The sequence below is a fragment of the Streptococcus sp. SCPM-O-B-15294 (M123) genome, assembly GCF_058200455.1.
In genome coordinates, this window is the sequence record NZ_JBYQGU010000001.1 from 289,226 (window position 1) to 304,696 (window position 15,471).

At 42.8% G+C, this 15,471-nt stretch carries 13 protein-coding genes and 1 pseudogene; 9 read left to right on the forward strand and 5 right to left on the reverse strand.

All coding sequences use genetic code 11. The features are described from left to right. Positions 1-224 precede the first annotated feature (224 nt). Positions 225-2,609, forward strand: coding sequence for a phosphoketolase family protein (locus AC3E8G_RS01255; RefSeq protein WP_490676837.1), 2,385 nt, complete (start codon positions 225-227; stop codon positions 2,607-2,609). Between the two features lie 244 nt (positions 2,610-2,853). After that, positions 2,854-7,257, forward strand: a complete 4,404-nt coding sequence (locus tag AC3E8G_RS01260) for an SGO_0316/SGO_0317 family LPXTG-anchored serine peptidase (RefSeq protein WP_490676838.1) — start codon at positions 2,854-2,856, stop codon at positions 7,255-7,257. A 427-nt stretch (positions 7,258-7,684) separates the two neighbouring features. Here AC3E8G_RS01260 and AC3E8G_RS01265 read toward each other — a convergent pair whose 3' ends face one another. Genes AC3E8G_RS01265 through AC3E8G_RS01275 form a run of 3 tightly spaced genes read right to left on the reverse strand, consistent with a single transcriptional unit; the run spans position 7,685 to position 10,014 of the window. After that, on the reverse strand, positions 7,685-8,092 hold the full coding sequence (locus AC3E8G_RS01265; protein ID WP_414286229.1) for a hypothetical protein: 408 nt from the start codon (positions 8,090-8,092) through the stop codon (positions 7,685-7,687). Continuing rightward, positions 8,073-8,975, reverse strand: a complete 903-nt coding sequence (locus AC3E8G_RS01270; protein WP_414285592.1) for a phosphodiester glycosidase family protein — start codon at positions 8,973-8,975, stop codon at positions 8,073-8,075. The genes AC3E8G_RS01265 and AC3E8G_RS01270 overlap by 20 nt, the downstream gene beginning before the upstream one ends. Beyond that, the gene (locus AC3E8G_RS01275) at positions 8,962-10,014 is read right to left on the reverse strand and encodes a glycosyltransferase (RefSeq protein ID WP_490676840.1); all 1,053 of its coding nucleotides are present in this window, start codon (positions 10,012-10,014) and stop codon (positions 8,962-8,964) included. The genes AC3E8G_RS01270 and AC3E8G_RS01275 overlap by 14 nt, the downstream gene beginning before the upstream one ends. Positions 10,015-10,206: 192 nt before the next feature. On the opposite strand from AC3E8G_RS01275, the gene AC3E8G_RS01280 reads away from it, so the two are divergent. The 7 genes and pseudogenes from AC3E8G_RS01280 (at position 10,207) to AC3E8G_RS01310 (ending at position 13,685) form a co-directional block, all read left to right on the forward strand. After that, entirely contained in the window at positions 10,207-10,449 is a 243-nt protein-coding gene (locus tag AC3E8G_RS01280; protein WP_490676842.1) for a hypothetical protein, read from the forward strand. A 2-nt stretch (positions 10,450-10,451) separates the two neighbouring features. Next, positions 10,452-11,318 carry a hypothetical protein gene (locus AC3E8G_RS01285; protein WP_490676843.1) on the forward strand — a complete coding sequence of 289 codons (867 nt, stop codon included), beginning with the start codon at positions 10,452-10,454 and terminating at the stop codon, positions 11,316-11,318. Positions 11,319-11,320: 2 nt separating this feature from the next. Continuing rightward, positions 11,321-11,797: a hypothetical protein gene (locus AC3E8G_RS01290; RefSeq protein ID WP_154857419.1), complete on the forward strand. Its 477-nt coding sequence runs from the start codon at positions 11,321-11,323 to the stop codon at positions 11,795-11,797. 138 nt (positions 11,798-11,935) lie between these two features. Next, positions 11,936-12,226 (forward strand): 30S ribosomal protein S6, encoded by a 291-nt coding sequence (gene rpsF / locus AC3E8G_RS01295; RefSeq protein ID WP_006595679.1) that lies wholly within the window; start codon positions 11,936-11,938, stop codon positions 12,224-12,226. A 26-nt stretch (positions 12,227-12,252) separates the two neighbouring features. After that, positions 12,253-12,747: a single-stranded DNA-binding protein gene (locus AC3E8G_RS01300; RefSeq protein ID WP_006595680.1), complete on the forward strand. Its 495-nt coding sequence runs from the start codon at positions 12,253-12,255 to the stop codon at positions 12,745-12,747. Positions 12,748-12,788: 41 nt separating this feature from the next. Beyond that, positions 12,789-13,028 carry a 30S ribosomal protein S18 gene (gene rpsR, locus AC3E8G_RS01305; protein WP_000068664.1) on the forward strand — a complete coding sequence of 80 codons (240 nt, stop codon included), beginning with the start codon at positions 12,789-12,791 and terminating at the stop codon, positions 13,026-13,028. Positions 13,029-13,163: 135 nt separating this feature from the next. After that, positions 13,164-13,685: pseudogene (locus tag AC3E8G_RS01310) on the forward strand (GNAT family N-acetyltransferase). A gap of 34 nt (positions 13,686-13,719) precedes the next feature. Here AC3E8G_RS01310 and AC3E8G_RS01315 read toward each other — a convergent pair. Together AC3E8G_RS01315 and AC3E8G_RS01320 are read right to left on the reverse strand one after the other, a co-directional pair. Beyond that, positions 13,720-14,394 (reverse strand): DUF1129 family protein, encoded by a 675-nt coding sequence (locus AC3E8G_RS01315; RefSeq protein ID WP_154857421.1) that lies wholly within the window; start codon positions 14,392-14,394, stop codon positions 13,720-13,722. Between the two features lie 28 nt (positions 14,395-14,422). Beyond that, positions 14,423-15,367, reverse strand: a complete 945-nt coding sequence (locus tag AC3E8G_RS01320) for a magnesium transporter CorA family protein (RefSeq protein WP_006597173.1) — start codon at positions 15,365-15,367, stop codon at positions 14,423-14,425. Positions 15,368-15,471: the final 104 nt, after the last annotated feature.

Here is a 15,471-nt window from a genome sequence, read left to right on the forward strand (position 1 = left end):
TTGATTTTAGAAGAGATTTGCAACTTTTTATAAAAAACTATATTTTTTTTAATTTTTTCTATATACAAAAAGCTAAATTATTGATAGAATAGAAAAGAATTGAATTAAAATTTGGTTCGCGTTCGTTCTGTCTTCATATGAATGAAACAGGATGTTTATAACCTAAATACTTGCACTGGATTCTAATTCATCAGAATCATAGCTAGAATTTGAGAGGAGACAATATGACTGTTGATTTTAACAGCAAAGCTTACTTGGATAAAGTGGATGCGTGGTGGCGTGCAGCCAACTACATTTCGGCTGCTCAAATGTACTTGAAAGACAACCCATTATTGAAACGTGAAGTGGTTGAAAACGACTTGAAGGCTCACCCAATCGGACACTGGGGAACTGTACCAGGACAAAACTTTATCTATGCTCACTTGAACCGTGCCATCAACAAATACGACTTGGATATGTTCTACATTGAAGGACCAGGTCATGGTGGACAAGTTATGGTGTCCAACTCTTACTTAGATGGTTCTTACACAGAATTGAATCCAAATATCCCACAAAATGAAGAAGGATTTAAACACCTATGTAAAATCTTCTCATTCCCAGGAGGGATTGCCTCTCACGCGGCGCCTGAAACACCAGGATCTATCCACGAAGGTGGAGAACTTGGTTATGCTCTTTCTCACGCAGCTGGAGCTGTTTTGGATAATCCAGATGTGATTGTTGCAACCGTAATCGGTGATGGTGAAGGGGAAACTGGTCCATTGATGGCTGGTTGGTTGGCCAATACCTTCTTGAACCCAGTTAACGACGGTGCTGTTCTTCCAATCTTCTACCTCAATGGTGGGAAGATCCACAACCCAACGATCTTCGAACGCAAAACAGACGAAGAATTGGGCCTCTTCTTTGAAGGTCTTGGTTGGAAACCAATTTTTGCAGACGTAACAGCTATTTCTGACGACCACGAAGCAGCTCACGCTTTGTTTGCAGAAAAATTGGACGAAGCGATTGAAGAAATCAAGAAAGTCCAAGCAGAAGCTCGTAAAGGTTCTGCAGAAGAAGCAACTCAACCAGTATATCCTGTCTTGATTGCTCGTATTCCTAAAGGTTGGACTGGACCAAAAGCTTGGGAAGGTACACCAATCGAGGGTGGATTCCGTGCTCACCAAGTGCCAATCCCAGTAGATGCTCACCATATGGAGCATGTGGATGCTCTTCTTTCTTGGTTGGAATCATATCGTCCAGCTGAATTGTTCGACGAAACTGGTAAATTACTTCCTGAGATTGCTGAAATTGCACCAAAAGGTGACCGTCGTATGGCTATGAACCCAATCACAAACGCAGGTGTCATTAAACCAATGGACACTGCTGATTGGAAGAAACATGCCTTCAAGATTGAAACACCAGGTGCCATCATGGCGCAAGATATGATTGAGTTTGGTAAGTATGCAGCAGATCTTGTGGATGCGAACCCAGATAACTTCCGTATCTTTGGACCAGATGAAACCAAATCAAACCGTCTTCAAGAAGTCTTCACTCGGACAAGCCGTCAATGGTTAGGACGTACGAAACCAGACTACGATGAAGCTTTGAGCCCTGCTGGACGTGTCATTGACTCTCAATTGTCAGAGCACCAAGCAGAAGGAATGCTGGAAGGATATGTCTTGACAGGTCGTCATGGATTCTTTGCTTCTTACGAATCATTCCTTCGTGTCGTAGACTCTATGATTACTCAACACTTCAAATGGTTGCGTAAATCTAAGACTCACACGACATGGCGTAAAAACTACCCTGCCTTGAACTTGATTGCGACTTCAACTGTTTTCCAACAAGACCACAATGGCTACACTCACCAAGATCCAGGTATCTTGACTCACTTGGCTGAAAAAACTCCTGAATACATCCGTGAATATTTGCCAGCAGATACCAATAGCTTGCTTGCAGTGATGGATAAAGCCTTCAAGGCAGAAGACAAGGTAAACTTGATCGTTACTTCAAAACACCCACGTCCTCAATTCTACTCAGCTGATGAAGCAGAAGAATTGGTTCGTGAAGGATACAAGGCGATTGATTGGGCATCAACTGTTTCAGCAGATGAAGAGCCAGATCTTGTCATTGCAGCTGCAGGTACTGAGCCAAACTTAGAAGCTCTTGCAGCCATCACAATCTTGCACAAGGCCTTCCCAGAATTGAAGATTCGCTTTGTCAATGTGGTAGATATCTTGAAATTACGTCACCCATCAGTTGATCCGCGTGGACTTTCAGATGAAGAGTTCGACAAAGTCTTCACAACTGATAAACCAGTGATCTTTGCCTTCCACGGTTACGAAGGTATGATCCGTGACATCTTCTTTAACCGTCACAACCATAACCTTCGTGTACATGGTTACCGTGAAAACGGAGATATCACAACACCATTCGATATGCGTGTGATGTCTGAATTGGATCGCTTCCACTTGGCACAAGATGCAGCCAATGCAGCTCTTGGAGCAGAAGCAGCTGAATTCGCAGCTCAAATGGACGAAACAATTGCCTTCCACAACGCTTACATCCGTGAACATGGTGATGATATTCCAGAAGTACACAACTGGAAATGGGAAAACGTAAATAAATAAGTTTATTCCAAAAGAAATCAGAAGTTATTCTGATTTCTTTTTTTGTACCTTTTTAAAGAAGGGAACTTTAGTTAAAGAATTCGCCTTGGCAAGAAAAGATTCTTCGATAATGATAGAGAAATCTGTAAAAATTAATAAAATAGTATATTTTTTTAGATTTTGCTAGATTGCATTGACTTTGCATAAGATAAGGACTAAAATATAGGTGCGGAAACCGTTTACAAAATACAAAGGAGGTCTGGTTATGGGAAGAGACAGACAACAACGTTTTTCTTTACGAAAATATGCAGTCGGCTTAGTATCAGTACTTGTCGGATGCTTTTTTTGTGGGGTGACTGTTTCAGCCCAGGAGCAGGAAGGGCAGGCAGATGTACCCGCTCTTGTAGTCAAGGAAGAAAGTCAGGAGGTGAATTCGACAGTCGGACAGGGCGATGGCTCGGACGGAGCTCATGCAACTGATGCAGTTAAGGAGGAGTCTTCTTCACAAGAGCAAGCCAAGCCTGATGGTAAGGACCAAACCAAGCAACCACAAATTACCTCTTCAGCTACTAGCGATTCTTCAAATGAGAAACCAAAAGAAGAGAAGACCTTGTCAGCTTCTGTTATGGCAAGTCCAACAGCTAATCCTGAGCTTGCTACGAAGGACACTCCCAAGGAAGGAACGAAAGAAACTCTAGAGGATTCAAGTCCAGTCGAGGTCCTAGTTCGTCTGAAAGAAAAAGTTTCTGATGGGGTTGGAGAATCATCACCAGTCTCAAAAGAAGCGCGTATCGAACAAACCAACCAAGACCACGAACAATTTTTAAAAGAGCTCGAAAGACAATCCATTCAGTTCAAAAAATTGTATGACGTTAACTTGCTCTTTAATGGACTGGCTCTAGAGACGACTTATGGAGATGCTAAAAAGATTCGGGGACTAGCGCGTGTAGATGCCCTAGATTATGCTCCACTAAGTCGGACTAGAGTGGAAGAAACACAACCTGCTCCTACATCACCGACTTCAACTACGACCAAGGTCAGTGAAGAAAATAGTCTGATCAATTTACAGCCACTCTGGGATAAGGGGATTAAGGGTCAAGGTCAGGTTGTAGCGGTCATCGATTCGGGGGTCGACCCTGCCCACGATATTTTCCGTCTAACAGATATCAGCAAGGCCAAGTACAAGAGTGAAGCGGAAATTGAAGAGGCTAAGAAGAAGGCCGGCATCACTTACGGTAAATGGTACAACAATAAAGTCGTCTACGTTCACAACTATAGTGATATGGATGACAATGTTAAAGAAGATGATCCAATCTCTCACGGTGCCCACGTAGCTGGAACCGCTGTGGGAAATGCCTCCCAACCATCTCCAAATGGTGAGATTATCCGAGGTGTCGCTCCCGAAGCCCAGCTTATGTTTTTGCGTGTTTTCTCAGACACCAAGGGCGGTCAGGTGCAAAATTTCATCTATACCAAGGCAGTGGAAGATGCCGTCAAATTAGGGGCGGATTCTATCAACATGAGTTTGGGAACCGCATCAGGCTCGATTTATGATGTGGGAGAAATCACGCGCCAGGCTTTTGAGGCAGCGAGAAAGGCGGGAGTGAGCATTACAGTTGCCTCTACCAATATGGCGACCAATGGCTTCTGGCACAGCAAACCTCTTGCAAGCACACCGGATTATGGGATGACAGGAACCCCATCCGTCAACCCAAATGTCATCTCAGTCGCGTCTATTAATAGTCTCACCAAGCATGAGTCGACAGAAGCAAGCCTGACCGTAGAAGCCTTAAAAGGTTCCGTGGACTTTCCTGATGGCAAGATTCCGATGCACTCCTTTGTAGAACGTGACGCTTTTCGGACAACCATCCCTCAAAGCTATCTCCATGTGGAAAAGGGAGGAATCGACCACTACCAAGCTGATAGTATCAATGGGCACTTAGTCCTTACGGAGCGAGGTGGGGAAGTTTCGGATGTGGATAAGGTCAAAGAGCTGAAAAGAGCAGGTGCTACAGGGGTGATATTCTACCAGACTAAGGAGCAGGGCAATAATCCTGTAGGCTTTGACTTAGAAGGACTGGGGGAACGATTCCCAGTTGGGGTTATTGGCCACGATGCTGGAAGTGTCTTAGCTCAACATGCCAAGGACTACCAGCTCCATATTGCCAACAAATTCAAACGGGCTCCGTACGACGCAGCCAATCAATTATCCGACTTCTCCTCTTGGGGGCTGTCAGCTGATGGCGACCTCAAACCGGATGTCACTCTTCCAGGAGGGATGATCTACTCATCTGTTAATAATGGAGAGTACTATATGGATAGGGGGACCAGTATGGCCTCTCCTCATGCAGCGGGTGCCACTGCGCTGGTGAAACAAGCCCTGAAGGAGCGCTTCCCTCATCTCAGTCCAGAACAGTTACAAGTTCTTGTCAAACAGATGACTATGAGTACAGCAATCCCTCATGTAGATGAGGAAACACATGCCTATTCCTCTGTTCGTCAGCAAGGAGCAGGGGTCATGGATGTCACAGCTGCAGCTCTAGGAGATCTCTATGTAACAGCCAAAGATGCTAAAAGTAGTCTGACACTAGGCAATGTCACAGATACTTTTGAGTTTGACGTGACCATCCACAATCTTTCCAATCAAGAGAAGTCTCTTCGTTATGAAACGACCCTTCAGACAGACCAAGTTCAAGATGGTAAATTCACCCTTCATCCTCGGCTATTAGAAACCATAGATGGCAAGGAAACCATCACTGTTCCAGCCAATGGTCAGCGGACCATCCATGTAACGGTTGATGCGGGCAAGTACAAGGAAGAGCTCGGCAAGCAAATGCCAAATGGTTATTTCTTAGAAGGTTATGTACTGGTTAAAGATGCCGGCACCCAAAAACATCTGGTCAGCCTCCCTTATGTTGGCTTCCATGGAGATTACCAAAATCTGCGGGGCATTGAAAAGCCAATCTACGAATACACAGGTAGCGACAAGCCGTTTTACTACTACAAGGACAAGACCGATTATCCAGATGAAAAGGTCCCAGAAACGCCAGAGCGTCATCCAGACAATCACTTTACATCTTTGATCAGTTATGTCTATGAAAATGGAGAATCCGTAGCCAAAACTCTTGGTCAGGATGGGGATCGCTTTGACGGGGACCAACTCTACTTCTCTCCAAACAATGATTCCAGCTTTGATAGCATTAAGGTCAAAGCCGTCATGCTTCGCAATGTTGAAAATGTCCACCTATCAGTTTACAAGAAGGAGGACACAGCTCGTACTAACCCGATTTACGAGGTCGGAAACGAAGTGCATCGTAAGACAGACTGGAGTTACCGGATTGGGAATCGTAGCGAAGAGTTTTATGAAATCTCTTGGGAAGGTTTGGACAAAGACGGCAAGCAATTACCAGATGGGGAATACCAATTTGTGATTACCTACCGTCCGACTGCTTCAGGGGCTAAGCAACAAGAGCTTAACTTCAAGGTTAAGATTGACAATACGGCTCCAAGCATCGAGTCTGGAAGTGCTCAGTACGATCCAGCAACACGGATTTTCCGACCAGGTAAAGTGATTGAAACTGGTAGTGGCTTAGCAGGGACTTATCTGTCCTACGTCAAAGATGGGGAAACAGTGGCCTTGGAACCCCAAGAGGACGGTAGCTATCTGCTTCCGGAAGGGGTGGACCCTTCTACTGTTCGCTATACCATCTGGGATAAGGTCTACAATACCACTGAGATGGACATTGAAGGAAAGAAAGTAGAGGCAACGACTCCAACGAATGAAGCCGGTTCAGATGAACAACCAGGAGAGACAGAGACTGAAAAACCAAAGGCTGAAAAGGGCACTTTGGAGGTGGTCTTCACAGATAGCAGTGGCGAAGTCATTTCGTATTATCCATCCGTTGTACGTTACCAGGTAGTGGATGACCAAGGTCGTGTAGTGGAAGGAGAGTTCAATGCTTCCTACAATGCTGGCACCTTCCCAGACTTACCTTTTGGCACTTATACAGTGAAAATCACCTTGTCTGATTACCATTATGATTGGGGAACAGAGATAGTGAAGAAGGTGACGGTTTCAGCCGAAAATCCACATCCAAAAGTGACCTTTGCCTTCCATTATTTAGATGAAAACAAACTCACTATTGGATTTGATCAGCCGGTTCCGACAGGAACAGTCGTAAAAGTGGTGGGGAATGATGGTATCAGTCGTCTTCTCCCACAAAGTATCTATGATTTGCAGCGCTTTGAGACCATGCTGATGAACGGCTCCTATCGTGTCCATGTAGATCTCCCAGCAGGTTATCGTGCATCGGAAAATGATTTCCTTTATGAAGTGAGCAATCAAATCAATTTCCACCTTCTTTCATTGGTCAAAGCTAGCCCAGAAGAGTACGGTGGAGCGATTGTGGCGCCATGGATTCAACCAGAAAATCCGACGCTAGAGATACCGGAAACTCCAGTGACGCCTGTCAAACCAGCATTATCTGAAAGTAAACCAGTCGCTGTTCACTATCATACCGGTGGCCAAGCAGAGGTGGCTACTTCAATGCCAACAACTAGCCTTCCAAAAACAGGACAAGAAGCCTTGGCTTCAACAGTCCTTAGCCTCTTTGGCATGACCTCACTAGCTTTAGCAGGATTTGTAGTTAGCAAAAAACGAGAAGGCTAACTGGGGATAGCAAGTAAACAAACTGTTTTTGCATAAAAATTAAATGATTCTGCAATAGATATCATTTACTCCTTACAGGGACTTTCCGCCGTGAGAAAAGTGAGAGTGGGACATAAATCGGTAATTCGTTAGAATTCGATTTCGTCGTCCCACCTCCGCACAGTTGAGTAGGGCTGTAAAAGCTGATGAAATCAGCGTAGTAGAGACCACTCAACCACTGCGTCATGCTCGACAATCCAAAAATAATTGAGAGGCTAGGACTTTTGTCCCAGCCTCACTCGGGAGTTTTGAAACCTTAGGTTCAAAACTAAGTCATGGAACTTTGAAGAAGTTCGCTGACGTCCGTTCTCACCTAAGGAAAGTTTCTCAGAAGACTTTGACTTCAAACTAAAACGTCCGTTCTATAAAGAAACGGACGTTTTTGATCTTAAGCTACTTTCTCCACCCAGACACTGCGGACAAAGAAGATGCTGATGAGGGCAAGGGCTAGGAAGATCCCTGCAACATAATAGTAGGGTTGATCGAGAGTTGTTGAACGACCAGAGAGGTTAACAATACCTCGGTAGAGGGCTCCAGCAGTTGCCGTGGCAACAGCTGAGTTCCAAAGATTAAGAGTGATTCGAGAGAGGCCTTTTACCACTAGTTGCAGAGCCACTAGCAAGGCGCCACCAATCAAAGGAATCAAGAAGAGGTAGTGCATGAAGGCAGAGGTTTCGCCAAAACTAAAGTGTTCGTAGATGCGACTTCCGACGAAGAAGAAAGCTGAAATCAGACTGTACCAGAGGATGGTCTTTTTCAACCGTTGTTTGATAGGATTAGTAACCGATGTAGACAATGTCACTCACCGCCCTTTCTGAGATAGTACCATTTGTAGTTGGTTTGTTAATAACTTGGCCATTGAAGTAAAGTGTAGAAGATCCACCACCATCCAGGTTGTAGGCTGTTTTGACGCCATACGATTTCATCACTTCCGCTAATTGGTAGAGAGACAGGCCTTCACTCTCTGAAGTCCGGCCGTCCGAGACGACAATGATGTAGTGGTTTTCATCGATGATCCCAATGGCAGTACGTGGATTAGACGCCATGGATTGTCCCACCTCTGAGTTCGTATCGACTGTAATTTCTCCATCTTCAACCAAGGAAGGTCCGAAGGCAAGGAGATTAACAACCCCGTCTTTGACCAACTGATTCGCAGAGATTTCATCTTCGTAGATAACCTTGAAGGAACCATCTTTATAAATCGCCAGGTCGCCATTGCTAGAGTCTTCACGAACCGTATCACGGTAGACCACTCCATTTCGGATGACATAGCCGGTGCTATTAGCTCCATAGTAGTCTCCATTGACGGCTAGAATGGCATTGTTCTCAGCTGCAGTGACGGAAGTTTTAGCCGTCACGTTTGTTCCATAGGTATTTTGAGCAAAAACAGTTTTTAGATAGTCAGAAGAGCTAACCGTAATATCTGCAATGTAAACTTGAGTGTTTTCAACTGTTTTTTCTGTCAGGCTCACCTGGATATTGTCATCGGAGTAACTGGTATCTGTTGTAGTAGCAGAGGCCGCTGCCTCCTCAGCCGCCTTGGTATCAGTGGTCGTAGCTTTGACTGTTTGGATAGCATCCGATAAGACAAAGGTTTTGAGCATAGAATAGCTGAAGGAGCTTGTAAGCAGGATGCCGAAACAAGCAGCATAGGTATAAGATTTTTTAAAGAATTTCATGAGTAGGTGCAGTCCTTTCCTTGAAAATGATTTTTTTCTGAATCAACCATGAGACGACGAAGAGCAAGAGTCCGACGATCACTTTGCTGAGGAGCAAATGGAGACCAAAGCTTGTATAGAAGAGTCGAATCAAGAGGGTATCGAGAATAAAGAGTCCAATCGCAAGTCCCAAGTAACCACTTCCGGTTCGAGCCACGCTGTCTTTGTTCTTAAAGACTAGACGTTTGTTGGTCGAGTAGTTAAAGATGGAGCTGGCCACACGAGCGATCCCGTTTGCAAGGAGGATGCGAAGACTAATGGGCACAGCCATCATCACGAAAAGGAAGAAGGCGTAGACTAGATAGTCAACGATAAAGCTACTCAGGGAAGAGAGGGCAAACTTGAACATGTCCTTGTAGATCATGAGACCGTCGCGAATAGGACGGAAGTGGGACCCTTCATTGTCATTGATATAAACTGTTTCAATCGGGACTTCCAAGATGGGGAAGGCCTTGCTAGCTGCAAGAAGCACATTCATTTCGTACTCATACCGTTGACCCTCGATATCTAACATAAAGGGGATCATGTTCGTCGTAAAGGCTCGAAGGCCAGTCTGCGTATCTGTCACAGCGACCCCTGTTTGTTGCTTGAACAAGAAGCGGGTCAATTTATTTCCAAAAGCAGAACGCAAAGGAAGCTTGCCTGAAAAGGCGCGTGCCCCTAGAACCAATTGGTTGGGATTTTCTTGTGATTGAGTGGCTACGCGGAAGATATCCCAAACCTTATGTTGGCCATCGGCATCGGCAGTGATGACTGTTCCGTATTGCCCTTGCTCTTGAATGTAAGTGTAGGCTGTTTTGAGAGCCCCTCCTTTTCCAAGGTTGGTTTCGTGGTGAAGGACTGTAGCTAGCCCGTCTAACTTTTCAAAAATCGCTTGGCAGTCCTCAGAACTACCATCGTCCACAACGATAATGGAGAAGTCACATTTTTCTCTCAGTTTTTTAACCAGTTTGAGAAGTTTTTGATCGGGTTGATAAGCGGGGATGACTAAATAATTCATAACCGTTCCTCGTTTCTTGTTTGTGATGAAGTTAGTATAACGGCCCTTTCTTAAAGCTAACTGATATCAGTTTTCTTTAAGGAAAGGGAGAGAGAACATACTAAATCTAGTGATAATTGAAAGTTTAAAAGGACTTTTTTGGGAAAATTAATTATTGTATAATGTTAATAAATAGTTTTTAGGAGAAAAAGAGTGAAATTAAAAAAACATTGGAAATGGCAAATGTGGCATATTCATGCTCTTGTAGCGATTACAGTCGTGCTAACCCTTTTTGTCTGCATGTTTGTTTATCGTATAATTAAAGAACAGGAAAATAAAAGGACTAATGAGGAGTCAGTCCATAAACATTTTGAAATGAGTGATGGTCGTTATTTACAGGGAGCATCTGCTTTAGCTATGAAGGTTTTTGATAATCTTAGCAAAGAGGAGTTTTAATAGTGGAAAGATTAAATCATCAAAAAGATCATCTAAAAAAGGCTCTTTTGTATTGTAAAAGATACCAAGTGCTTCAAAAGCTTGCTGTGTTTATACTCGTATTTGGTATTTTTTGTTATGTAGGGATAAAAAATATTGAAAGTCGAGCAAATGCCTATCTCCAAGCAAGGGACTTTAAAGGTAAGCTAAAAGTGACTGGAATCAATCCCTTTTCAGCTAATTGGAATTTCTATAGAGTGAAAGTTAACTATATTTACTCAGAAACAGTTAATGGAAGACAATATCAAATCCCAATTGTAAGGGAACATCAACCTAGCGAACTACTTTTTCCTTTTGTACCTGGTGATGAATGGTATCTGGGAAGAAAAGATACTGTATCGATATTTGCTGATTTTTCTATTTTTACGGAGGAGAATATAGAAAAGAATTATGGACCGATTGTGTATCAAGCATTAGAAAGTCAAAAAGATTTCAAACCTATTGAGAAAAAATACCAAATAGCTTTCGAGAAGGATCCTACATTTAAGCAGGCGAAAGTAAAGTTAAAACTTATTTTTGATTCGCGATTATATCCTACAAAGGTTTTTGTATGGTTAGGAACAGAAATGAAAAATAATATCCAAAAAGGGCAAACCGCTTTTGGAGGAGCAGGAGCCCTTAAGGTAGAGGAGGCAATAAAAGAGAACCTTCTATACGTGGATATTTCATTTCCAGAAAAAGAGAATCCTTCTTTGGATATTGAGAAAATGAAAGAAGAGCTAATTATGCTCAATGAAAAGACCCCCTTACCAGATGGTTTATACCGAATAAATGGTAATTTTAATGGTCTTATATTGAAAAATGGAGAAATAATAGAGGAGCGTTATTAATTGTGCAAGAAAAAAATCAAAATAAGTTTGCCATCTGGAAAAGCTGGGAATGGTTTTTACTTATTATTTATTTAATTTTGCTTTACTGGGTTCCGTTTATGACCTTAGATGATCGATATGGATCTTTTCCGAATGGAATTCTCATAAACGATGTCTCGAAAATGAATGAATTAATAAACCATCAGTTAATGCTTCGCGTCTTTTCTGATCTTATTTTAGGAACCTTGTTTTTTGTGATACTAAGCAGAAGATATTTTCTAACAATAGAAAGAACCTTTGCGTCCAATCTATTTCCTTTTGTCTTATCAATCGTTAATCTGGTAATTGTATTTTACTTAAAAGAAACACTATTAATACTAAACTATGGTGTGGATGCAGGAGTATCATTTTATTTGATGGAAGCCATGACGGCCTTGTTCATCGTATATTATTATCGAAATCTTCGACGTTGTATCTTAAAACAGAAAACCAATATTTGATCTTCTTGTTATTTTTTAAATCATATAGATAATACTTGCCTTCTATCTCGAAGTCTGGTATAATAGTTTCTTGTGAGCAAACCTCACTTACCCCTTGCAAAGACTTGGGGTCATTAGACCAAAAGGAGGAACATATCAATGGCTAAATACGAAATTCTTTATATTATTCGTCCAAACATTGAAGAAGAAGCTAAAAACGCTTTGGTAGCACGCTTTGACTCTATCTTGACTGACAACGGTGCAACTGTTGTTGAATCAAAAGATTGGGAAAAACGTCGTCTTGCATACGAAATCCAAGATTTCCGTGAAGGACTTTACCACATCGTAAACGTTGAAGCGAACGACGATGCAGCTCTTAACGAGTTCGACCGTCTTTCAAAAATCAACGGTGACATTCTTCGTCACATGATCGTAAAAGTTGACGCGTAAGCCCTAACGAATAAAGAAGGTGACTAATGATTAACAATGTTGTACTTGTAGGTCGTATGACTCGAGATGCTGAACTTCGTTATACCCCTCAAAATCAGGCTGTTGCGACATTCTCACTCGCGGTTAACCGTAATTTTAAAAACCAAAATGGTGAACGAGATGCGGACTTTATCAACTGTGTGATTTGGCGTCAACAAGCTGAAAATTTAGCAAATTGGGCTAAAAAGGGTGCCTTAGTTGGGATTACAGGTCGTATCCAGACTCGTAATTATGAGAATCAGCAAGGTCAACGTGTTTATGTCACTGAAGTCGTAGCGGACAGCTTCCAATTGTTGGAAAGCCGCGCGAATCGTGAAGGACAAGCAGGTGGTGGTTATGCTTCAGCTGGAGGATTTGCAGGAAATGCAGCTCCAAGCTTTGGAGGATCTGAACCATCAAACGCAACACCAAACTTTGGACGTGATGACAATCCATTCGGAGCTAATCCAATGGACATCTCGGATGACGATCTACCATTCTAAGAATGGGTTTAACGAATTAAAACTATAAAGGAGAAATAAACATGGCTCAACAACGTCGTGGCGGATTCAAACGCCGTAAAAAAGTTGATTACATCGCAGCAAACAAAATTGAATATGTTGATTACAAAGATACTGAGCTTCTTAGCCGTTTCGTTTCAGAACGTGGGAAAATCCTTCCTCGTCGTGTAACTGGAACTTCAGCGAAGAACCAACGTAAAGTAACAACAGCTATCAAACGCGCTCGCGTAATGGCTTTGATGCCTTTCGTAAACGAAGATTAAAGAAAAGACCCTTACGGGTCTTTTTTTCACGAGCCAGGAAATTGGGTAGCGAGTTGAGGTCCAGTGGCCCTCTTTGACCTTTCCCTAGCTCTAATCATGCTATAATGAGGGGAGAAAGGTATCAAGGAGCGCAACATGAAGGAAGGTGTAATCATCAGGAGGATGATAAAGGCAGATATTGAGCACATCTCTCAAGCCTTTATCCACCAAGGGTGGCCAGGTAGAGAGGATATCTTGACTAGCTATTTTCAAGAGCAGGAGAATAGAGAGAGGGACGTATTAGTAGCTGAGTCAGATGGATTTGTGGCAGGCTATATCACTATATTGCCTGCTGCCAAGCACGGCCCTTTCGTGGGAGTCTATCCTGAACTATCTGATTTTAATGTTTTTTAACCATTTAGAAATCGAGGGATTGGGAATCAACTCTTAGAGGAGGCAGAAAAAAGAGTCCGGCTACTATCAGAGATTGTTACTTTAGGGGTTGGTTTACACTCGGGTTATGGCCCAGCTCAAAGACTGTATGTCAAACGGGGCTATATCCCAGATGGATCTGGAGTTTGGTTTAGGGATCAGCCCTTGGCCCCTTACAGTTCTTGTGAAAATAATGATGACTTAGTCCTCTATTTTTCAAAAAGGTTGAACAGGGAAATACAGTAAAACAAAAACGGATGAAAACTTCATCCGTTTCTTTTTAGCGTCGTTGGGGTGCTGTATTGGCGCTCTTGATATTGTATTTTTTCTTCAAATAGTAGCGGAGGAGAAGAGCACCACCACCGAGTAAGAGCATGAACCAGTTTGGTACACGCGGATTGAGGAATTGTGGGAGCAAAGCAGTGACCATGAGAATCACAACCCAAAGGATCATGGCTAACATTAGGATAGGAAGTGACTTGGTTAAAGCAGGCCGTTTCATTCCACGTTTAGAAACTTCGTAGTATTGGTAGAAGTAGTAATACATCAAATAGAGCACAACCCCACCAGCCAAGCTACCAAGAGTCAAAGTGAGGAGTCCATAAGTAGTTCCCTGAGGTGCAAAAAGGTTCATGAAGGCTGAAATGGCAGCAAAGAGACCAAAGACGAGAAGGAAAGAATCTGTAATCATGAGATGAGGAGCATCATTCTCTTTTGGATGCTCTTTTTCGTAGCGTTCCTGATCACTAAAAGCATTGGCCCAAACAGTTGGCGCTCCAAAGAGAGTTCGCGCCGTTACTCCTTTTGGTTGGTTTTCAAAGATAGCTGGAAGAATTTCTTCAATCAGGCTACTAGCCTCTTCTTCTGTTTTGCCGTTTTCAATCAATTGGTGTTTAGCGATGCGAACGAATTCTTGATTTTTTTTACTTAATTGGGTCAAATCAAATTGAGACATAAATACTCCTTAGTGTTATTAGTAGGTGTTAGAACCATTTTTTATGGATGAGGTAGACAACGAGCGATCCGGTCATGGCAAAGGCAATAAAGATAATGAGCCAGAAAGCATTAGGTTCTCCGTTGAGGGGGAGATCATTGTTTTTAAAGTTCATGCCATAGGCTGAGAAGATCATGGTTGGGATGGACATGACGATGGTCACCATGGCCAAAGTTTTCATGATATTGTTCTGGTTGTTGGAGATGATCGATGCGAAGGTATCGGTCATAGAGTGGAGGATGTTTCCATAAATATCCGCCATCTCAATGGCCTGTTGGGTCTCGATCAAGGTATCTTCCAAGAGATCCTCGTCTTCCAGGTATTTCTTGATGTTACTAGTGGCACTGGTCAATTTCTTGATCACGCGCTCATTGGTTTTCAGAGAGGCCTTGAAGTAGACGATGGTCTTTTCTAATTCCATCAGTTCAATCAGTTCTTCGTTTCGAGTCGACTTGTGCAGTTGACTTTCAATCTGTTCACTCTTGCGATCTAAAGTACGAAGCGCGGTCAAGTAGAGCTCTGCATTTCGATAAAGGATCTGAAAGATGAAGCGCGACCGCATGAAAGTATAGAAATTCCGCAAGCGACGATTGATAAAGGTGTCTAGGAGAGGCAATTCTTCCAAGCAAGTGGTGATGATGGCCTCTTCTGTTAGGATGATTCCCAAAGGGATGGTGACATAGTAGGTCTGATTGTTCCGCTCTTCCTTGATGGGAACGTCTACGATGATCAAGGTATACTCATCTTCGATGGTCATACGAGACATTTCTTCCGCATCGAGCGGTGCCCGTAAGTCGGCAATATCGATGTTAAAAGCAGAGGCGATTTCCATCGACTCACTTTGGGAAGGGTTGACAAGGTTGATCCAGCTACCGGGTTCCAGTGTCTCTATTTCTTTAAATTCAGTCGTTGTTGATAAAAAGACCTGTTTCATGGTGCCTCCCCTTGTTTTTTTACACCTTAACATTATAACAGAAAAAGCACGCTTTTGGATAAAAGAATGCTGAAAAATTTGATATAATGAAGGATAAATAAAAT

Bases quoted from the DNA above. Each gene is read 5' to 3' on its own strand.
- AC3E8G_RS01320 (WP_006597173.1), bottom strand. From the start codon at position 15,367: ATGAAACAGGTCTTTTTATCAACAACGACTGAATTTAAAGAAATAGAG.
- AC3E8G_RS01275 (WP_490676840.1), bottom strand. From the start codon at position 10,014: ATGAATTATTTAGTCATCCCCGCTTATCAACCCGATCAAAAACTTCTC.
- rpsR (WP_000068664.1), top strand. From the start codon at position 12,789: ATGGCTCAACAACGTCGTGGCGGATTCAAACGCCGTAAAAAAGTTGAT.
- rpsF (WP_006595679.1), top strand. From the start codon at position 11,936: ATGGCTAAATACGAAATTCTTTATATTATTCGTCCAAACATTGAAGAA.
- AC3E8G_RS01315 (WP_154857421.1), bottom strand. From the start codon at position 14,394: ATGTCTCAATTTGATTTGACCCAATTAAGTAAAAAAAATCAAGAATTC.
- AC3E8G_RS01260 (WP_490676838.1), top strand. From the start codon at position 2,854: ATGGGAAGAGACAGACAACAACGTTTTTCTTTACGAAAATATGCAGTC.
- AC3E8G_RS01270 (WP_414285592.1), bottom strand. From the start codon at position 8,975: ATGAAATTCTTTAAAAAATCTTATACCTATGCTGCTTGTTTCGGCATC.
- AC3E8G_RS01300 (WP_006595680.1), top strand. From the start codon at position 12,253: ATGATTAACAATGTTGTACTTGTAGGTCGTATGACTCGAGATGCTGAA.
- AC3E8G_RS01255 (WP_490676837.1), top strand. From the start codon at position 225: ATGACTGTTGATTTTAACAGCAAAGCTTACTTGGATAAAGTGGATGCG.